The 7,072-nt window shown below is 70.5% G+C and carries 5 protein-coding genes; 1 reads left to right on the plus strand and 4 read right to left on the minus strand.

Annotated features, from left to right (window positions below; translation table 11 throughout):
• Window positions 1–82 precede the first annotated feature (82 nt).
• Window positions 83–1,900 carry a monovalent cation:proton antiporter-2 (CPA2) family protein gene (locus Q0C12_RS03485; RefSeq protein WP_290886246.1) on the plus strand — a complete coding sequence of 606 codons (1,818 nt, stop codon included), beginning with the start codon at window positions 83–85 and terminating at the stop codon, window positions 1,898–1,900.
• 46 nt (window positions 1,901–1,946) lie between these two features.
• Here Q0C12_RS03485 and Q0C12_RS03490 read toward each other — a convergent pair whose 3' ends face one another.
• The 4 genes from Q0C12_RS03490 to Q0C12_RS03505 all read right to left on the minus strand — a co-directional run.
• Window positions 1,947–4,457: a TonB-dependent receptor gene (locus Q0C12_RS03490; RefSeq protein ID WP_290886249.1), complete on the minus strand. Its 2,511-nt coding sequence runs from the start codon at window positions 4,455–4,457 to the stop codon at window positions 1,947–1,949.
• Between the two features lie 107 nt (window positions 4,458–4,564).
• On the minus strand, window positions 4,565–5,329 hold the full coding sequence (locus Q0C12_RS03495) for a queuosine precursor transporter (RefSeq protein WP_290886252.1): 765 nt from the start codon (window positions 5,327–5,329) through the stop codon (window positions 4,565–4,567).
• Window positions 5,326–5,976 carry a DUF502 domain-containing protein gene (locus Q0C12_RS03500; RefSeq protein ID WP_290886255.1) on the minus strand — a complete coding sequence of 217 codons (651 nt, stop codon included), beginning with the start codon at window positions 5,974–5,976 and terminating at the stop codon, window positions 5,326–5,328. The genes Q0C12_RS03495 and Q0C12_RS03500 overlap by 4 nt, the downstream gene beginning before the upstream one ends.
• 18 nt (window positions 5,977–5,994) lie before the next feature.
• On the minus strand, window positions 5,995–7,072 hold a 1,078-nt coding region (locus Q0C12_RS03505; RefSeq protein WP_290886258.1), incomplete at its 5' end, for an SUMF1/EgtB/PvdO family nonheme iron enzyme.

Genomic DNA, 7,072 nt, shown 5'->3' on the forward strand with positions numbered 1-7,072 from the left:
TGCTGCCGCCGGGCCGTCCAGCCCCGGCTGTCACCGGGTTGCGGTAAAAAGCTCCTGACGACTCGATAGCGAAGGGGTGGACATGGCCGTGGAGAATGGCGCCGGCGACCTGGCGCGGGTAGTGGTGCTGCTGGCCGCGGCGGTGGTGGCGGTACCGCTGTTCCGTCGCCTGGGCCTGGGCTCGGTGTTGGGCTACCTGGCCGCCGGCCTGGCCATCGGACCGTTCGGATTCGCGCTGTTCGCCGATCCGGCGGCGATCCTGCACGTGGCCGAGCTGGGCGTGGTGATGTTCCTTTTCATCATCGGCCTGGAGATGCGGCCCTCGCACCTGTGGCACCTTCGGCACCAGATCTTCGGCCTGGGCGCCCTGCAGGTGGGCCTGGCCACGGCGGTGATGACCGCCATCGGCCTGGCGTTCGGATTCCCGGCCAAGGTCGCGTTCGTCGCGGCCGCGGGTTTCGTGCTCACGTCCACGGCCATCGTCATGCAGCTGCTGGGCGAGCGCGGCGACATCGCGCTGCCGCAAGGGCAGAAGATGGTGTCGGTGCTGCTGTTCGAGGACCTGCTGATCGTTCCGCTGCTTGCGCTGGTCGCCTTCCTGGCCCCGGCGGGCGCGGACGCGGGCGCGGCGGCGCGCTGGCTGTCGGTGGCGATCGGCGTGGCCTCGCTGGTCGGCCTGGTCGTGGTCGGGCTGTGGCTGCTCAATCCGCTGTTCCGGTTGCTGGCCGCCGCCAAGGCGCGCGAGGTGATGACCGCCGCGGCGCTGCTGGTGGTGCTGGGGTCGGCGCTGCTGATGGACCTGGGCGGCCTGTCGATGGCGATGGGCGCCTTCCTGGCCGGCGTGCTGCTGTCGGAGTCCGCGTTCCGGCACCAGCTCGAGGCCGACATCGAACCCTTCCGCGGCCTGTTGCTGGGGTTGTTCTTCCTCGCCGTCGGCATGTCGCTGGACCTGGCGGTGGTGGCTGCGAACTGGCAGTTGATCGCGGTTGCCGTGCCGGTGCTGATGCTGGCCAAGGGGCTGTGCATCTACGGCGTGGCGCGGCTGATGCGCAGCCCGCACGGCGAGGCCATGGACCGGGCCGTGCTGATGGCGCAGGGCGGTGAGTTCGCCTTCGTGCTTTATGCCGCCGCCGCGGCGGTCGGCATCATCGACGCCGACGTCAATGCCAACCTGACGGCGATCATCGTGCTGTCGATGGTGCTCACGCCGCTGGTGGTGCTGGTGGCGCGGCGCTTCATGCCGCGGCTGGCGCCGTCCATGGCCGGCGTCGAGGCCGCCAACGGGCTGGAGGGCAGCGTGCTGGTGATCGGCTTCGGCCGCTTCGGGCAGGTGGCCAGCCAGGCGCTGCTGGCGCGCGGGGTGGACGTGACGATCATCGACAACGACATCGACATGATCACGTCCGCGGCCGACTTCGGCTTCAAGGTCTACTACGGCGACGGCGGCCGCCTGGACGTGCTGCACGCCTCCGGCGCCGGCAAGGCGCGGGTGGTGGCGGTGTGCATCGACGACCGCGAGGCCGCCAGCCGCATCGCCGAGCTGGCGCGCACGGCCTTCCCGCAGGCCAAGGTGCTGGTGCGCAGCTTCGACCGCCAGCATGCGCTGCAGCTGGCGCGGATCGGCGTCGATTACCAGGTCCGCGAGACCTTCGAGTCGGCCGTGCAGTTCGGCGGCGCCGCCCTGCGCGGCCTGGGCGTCGACGAGATCGAGGCCGGCCGCACCATGATGGAAGTGCGCCGGCTCGACGCCGAGCGCTTCGCGCTCGAGCTGGCCGCGGGCAACGTGCGCGCCGGCGCCGACCTGATGCACAACAACACCCGCATGCGCCAGGCGCCGCTGCGCCCGCCGCAGCGCGAAGGCCAGGTGCTCAACGAGGACGAGGTGCCGCCGGCGGCCTAGCCGGTCGCTGCCGCCGCGGCCCCCGGCCGCGGCGGCGGGCGAAGGCTCAGTAGCGCAGCCGCAGCGTGGCGCCGTAGGTACGCGGCGCGCCGAGGAAGGCATTCCAGCTGCCGGCCTGCAGCGGCGCGTCGAAGGCCACCTGCACGTACTCGGCGTCGGTCAGGTTCTGGGCCCACAGTTCGACGTCCCAGCGCCCATCGCGACGACCCAGCGTCATCCGTGCATTGACCACGGTGTAGCTGTCCTGCAGCTTCTCCGGGTCAAGGTCGGAGCCGGTGTTGTACTCGGACATGAATTTCGCGCCGAGGTAGGCGCTGGCGCGCAAGTTGCCGCCCACGTCCCATTCGTAGCCCACCGAGGTCGTGCCAGACCACTTCGGTGCGAAGCTGGTGCGGCTGCCGGGCAGCAGCGCCAGGTCGGCATCGGGCAGCAGGTCGTTGCCGTACTTGGTGTCGGCGTAGGTCAGGCCGGCCTGCAGCATCAGGCCGTTGCGCTGCCACAGCAGCTCGGCGTCCACGCCCTGCGAGGTCACTTCCGGGATCGAGCGGACCACGAAACTGGTGCCCAGGAAGCTGTTGAGCTGGAAGTCGCTGTACTCCTGGTGGAACACGGCGCCGTTGATCAGCAGGTTGCCGCCCAGCCACGTGGTCTTCATGCCCAGCTCGTAGCTGTCGACGAACTCACCGGGGAAGGAGGTGTCGTTGACCGGCACGATGCCCGAAGTGCCGCTGGAGAGGCCGGTGTTGGACTGCACGCGGTCCAGGTTGAAGCCTCCGGCCTTGTAGCCGCGGGCCGCCGACACATACCCCATCACCTGCTCGTTGAAGCGATAGGCCGCCTTGAGCGTGCCCGACCACTCCGACTCGTCGCGTTCCTGGCGGGTGGCCCGGCCGTTGTGGGCGACGTTGGTCCAGGGCAGGCAGGCGAAGCCGACCACCTGCGGCGCCGCGGCGGAGGCCTGCGCCACCGTCAGGCCGCGCGCCACCAGGGCAGCCACCACCTGCGCCGGGTTGGACAGCATGGCAGCGCAGCCCAGGCTGCCATTGGGATTGCTGTAGCGGGAATCGAGCTCCTTGCGCTCGTCGGTGAAGCGCAGGCCCAGGGTCAGGTCCAGCGCGTCGGTCGCATGCCAGGTGTTGTTCGTGAACAGGCCGAGGCTGCGGGCGTCCTGCGCATAGCGGTCGGAAGCCGCGTGGCCCGCGAACACGGTGCCGAACGGCCGGCCCGAGGCCTGCGACAGGAACAGCGGCGCGGTCGGGCTGGTGGCCAGCAGCGGGTTGATGCGCGAGAGCAGGGCGATCGACAGGTAGGGCTCGTAGGCCGCGCCGACCCGGTAGGCCTCGTTGCGGTCCAGCGTTTCATCGGCATAGAAGGCGCCGACCAGCCAGTCCACCCGCTCGGTGCTGCCGCTGAGGCGGAACTCCTGGCTGAAGGTCTCGAAGCGGCTGAAGTTGTCGCCCTCGGTCGGCTCGCGGTAAAGCAGGTCGGCCGTGCTGTAGTCGAAGTCGAGCCCGTTGGCCGACTGCCAGCGGCGCAGTGCGGTGAGCGAGGTGAAGGTCGCGCCGCCCAGCCACGGGGAATCCCAGTCGACCTGGACGCTGCCGCCGCGGTCCTTCACGGACTGCCCGGTGCTGCGGTTGGAGAAGGCGCGACGGCTGAACGGATCGGCGACCGGGATCACGCCGCTGTCAGGCGACAGGGCGTCGAGGATCGACGCGGTGGGGCCGCGGATCAGGGTTACGGCGCTGCAGCAGTTCTCGTCGCGCTCGCTGAAGTCGCCGCTCACCAGGATGTCCACGGTGTCGCTGGGCTCGAGCAGCAGTTGGCCGCGGAAGGTGTGGAAGTCCTGGTCCTGGTCCTCGGACTGGGTACGCGGACCGGCGCCGGTGGTCACGTCCAGGAAGCCGTCGCGCTCGCGCTTGGCGGCGAACAGCCGGAACGCGGCGGATTCGCCGATGGCATCGTTGTAGGACGCGGAGACGCCGAACGCGCCGTAGTTGCCGGCGGTGAGCTCCAGCTCGGCCGAGCGCTCGTAGTCCGGGCGCTTGGTGATGATGTTGATCACGCCGGCCGAGGTGTTCTTGCCAAACAGGGTGCCCTGCGGTCCCTTGAGCACCTCGATGCGCTCGAGCTCGCCCAGGTCGCCGAAGCCCACGCCGTTGCGCGGGCGGTAGACGCCGTCGATCACCACGCCGACGGACGACTCCAGGCCGGCGTTGTCGCCCACGGTGCCGATGCCGCGGATGCGCGCGGTGGTCAGCGATTCGCTCTGGGTGCTGGTGACGGTGAGGCCCGACACCACCTGCTGCAGGTCCTTGATGTCGCGAACACCCGCGTCGGCCAGGGCTTCGGAAGAAAGCACGGTGACCACGACCGGCACGTCCTGCAGCGCTTCCTCGCGCTTCTGCGCAGTGACGGTGATTTCGCTGAGGGTCGTGACCTTCTCCTCGTCGCTTGCCGCCTCCTGGGCGAGCGCCGTGGCGGCGGGGGCGAGGCCGGCCAGGGCCAACAGCACGGCCTGGGCGAGTACCGAGTATCGGGATCGGCGGTGGTTCATGGATTTCCCCTGGGAAGTCTGGTTCCGACAGCCTGCCGCTATTGGCAGGCTTCCGGAATCGAACGGGAATCCTGGGTGGGGTCGGCCAAGCCCCCCACCCCCGCGGGTCAGTCCCGGGCCGCCGCTGCCCGCAACTGGGCGGCCTGGCCGTGGCCGAGGTAGGCGGTGATGCCGCGGCGCACCAGGTACAGCAGCGGGATCAGCGCGATCGCGGCGGCCATCTTGTAGGCGTAGTTCAGGCTGCCGACCGCCAGGAACAGGCTGGTGGGCCACTGCTGCGGGCCCAGCACGAAGGCGATGTAGAGCACGATGAAGCTGTCCACCAGCTGCGACACCGCGGTCGAACCGGTGGCGCGCAGCCAGACCATCCGCTCGCCGGTGGCGCGGCGGATGCGGTGGAACACGCTCACGTCGATCAGCTGCCCGACCAGGAAGGCGACCAGCGAGCCGCCGATGGTCCACATGCCCTGGCCGAACACCGCCGCGAAGGCCTTCTGGTAGTCGGGCACGCCCTGGTCGGCGGCCACGCCCACCCACCACGACGCCGGCGCCAGCGAAATGGCGAGGTAGGCGAACACGAAGCCGTACACGATCAACACCACCGCCAGCCAACTGATGAAGCGCACGCCGCGCTTGCCGTAGAACTCGTTGATGACGTCGGTCATCACGAACACGATGGGCCAGAGCAGGGTGCCGGCGGTGAAGTTGAGCGAGCCGCTCTGGCCGAACAGGTTCCACTCGAACGGCGCCAGGCCCAGCGTTTCTTCCAGCGCGAAGATCTTCACGCCGATGAACTCGGCCAGCAGCGCATTGCTGACGAAGAACGCCGCCAGCACCAGGAACAGCCGGTTGGCGCGCTCCTGGCCAGTCACGGCGTGTCGCCCGCGCGCTGGAACGGGATGCTGTCGGGACTCACCGCGCCGCCGGAAATGATGAAGGCCATGGCCTCGTCCACCGTCCAGTCGGTGGGCGTGAGCCGGTCCACCGGCACGATCTCGAGATAACCGGACGTCGGGTTCGGCGTGGTCGGCACGTACACGGCGGCCAGCTCGCGGCCGGTGCCTTCCTCGCGCACCACGCGGGTGACGAAGCCCACGCACTTCATCTCCCTGTGCGGGAAGTCGATCAGCACCACGCGCTGGGTGCCGTCGGGCTTGGTCTGCAGCAGGTCGAGCAGCTTGCGCGCGCTGCCGTAAACGGTCTTGAGCAGCGGGATGCGCGCGATCAGGCCCTCGAACCAGGCCAGCAGCCGCTGCCCGACCACGCGACGCGCCAGTGCACCGACCGCGATGATCACCAGCACCGTGCCCACCACCGCGAACGCCGACTGCGCCCAGGGGTCGTCCATCCAGCCCAGCCACTCGGGATGCGACGAGGCCAGCCGCACCGACACCGGGCCGACCCAGGGCTGGCTGATGTCGGACAGCAGCGCAAGCACGAACTTGAAGACGATCCAGACCAGCCAGATCGGCAGCAGGGTCAGCAGGCCGGTGAAGAAGTAGGCGCGTAGGCGTCGCATGCCCGGATTGTAGGGCAATCAGCGCGCGGCCAGTTCCTCGGCGGTGACTTCGCGCACCAGGCGGAAGCCGATGTCGTCGAAGCCGGTGTCGGCGTCGAAGTCATTGGTGCCGGTGGGATTGGCGCGGGCCGACGGGTCGCGCCAGCCGATGCCGCCGGCCAGCCGGCGGGTGCAGCCGCGGTCGCAGTCCGACAGCCACTCGCGGGCGTTGCCGCGCATGCCGGTCAGGCCGAGGTGGCTGGCCGGGCCCTGGCTGGCGGCCACGGTGCCTTCGCTGCCGCAGGCGATTCGGCCGTCGCGGCAAGCGTTGCCGGTGCCGCGGTAGCTCGCCAGCGGCACCCATTCGGCGCGCGTGGGCAGGCGGTAGGTCTTGCCGTTGCGGCTGCCCAGCCACTGCGCGTAGGCGCGGGCATCATCGAAGCTGACGCAGACCACCGGGTGGCTGCCGGCCTGGCTGAAGCCGGGGTCGTCCCAGCCGCGGCGCTTGAGCGAAATCGGCGCGATGCGGTTGCGGCAGCGGGCGTCGGCGCGCCGGGTGGCGGCGTCGAACGCGGCGTACTCTGCGCGCGTGACTTCCGCCCGCATCGCGGCCAGGCCCGGGCGGCCGTCGCGCGGCAGCGACACCAGCACCATGGCCACGCCGTTGTCGTCGATGGCATCGCCCGCCTTGGGCAACCGCACGGACTGCGACCAGGCCGGTTCGAGCTGGCTGGACTCGATGCCCAGCGTGCCGGCGAGGGACTTCGTGCGGGCCACCGCGTCGGCGTCCATTGCGTCCAGCCCGGCCTGCAGGCGGGCCAGCAGCACCGGCACCAGCGCCTCGCGCATCGATGTCCAGGCCGGGCCGTCGGCGCGCGCCATGTCGCCGACGAAGGGCGCGACGCGGGCGTGGTCGTCGAGCGCCTCGGTGTCCTTGCCCGCCTCGGCCGCCGTGACGATGCGGCGGGCGTAGAACGCAATCACCTCGTCGGACATGCGGGCGATGGCCGGCTCGCGCGGGGCCAGCGCGAGGGCGGCGCGCAGCGACGCCATGGCGTTGTCGCCCGGCGGCAGGCTCAGCCGCTGGCGGTCGATCTGGCGGCGCGCGGCCGCCAGC

The organism is Arenimonas sp., assembly GCF_022842045.1.
Classification (GTDB): Bacteria; Pseudomonadota; Gammaproteobacteria; order Xanthomonadales; family Xanthomonadaceae; genus Arenimonas.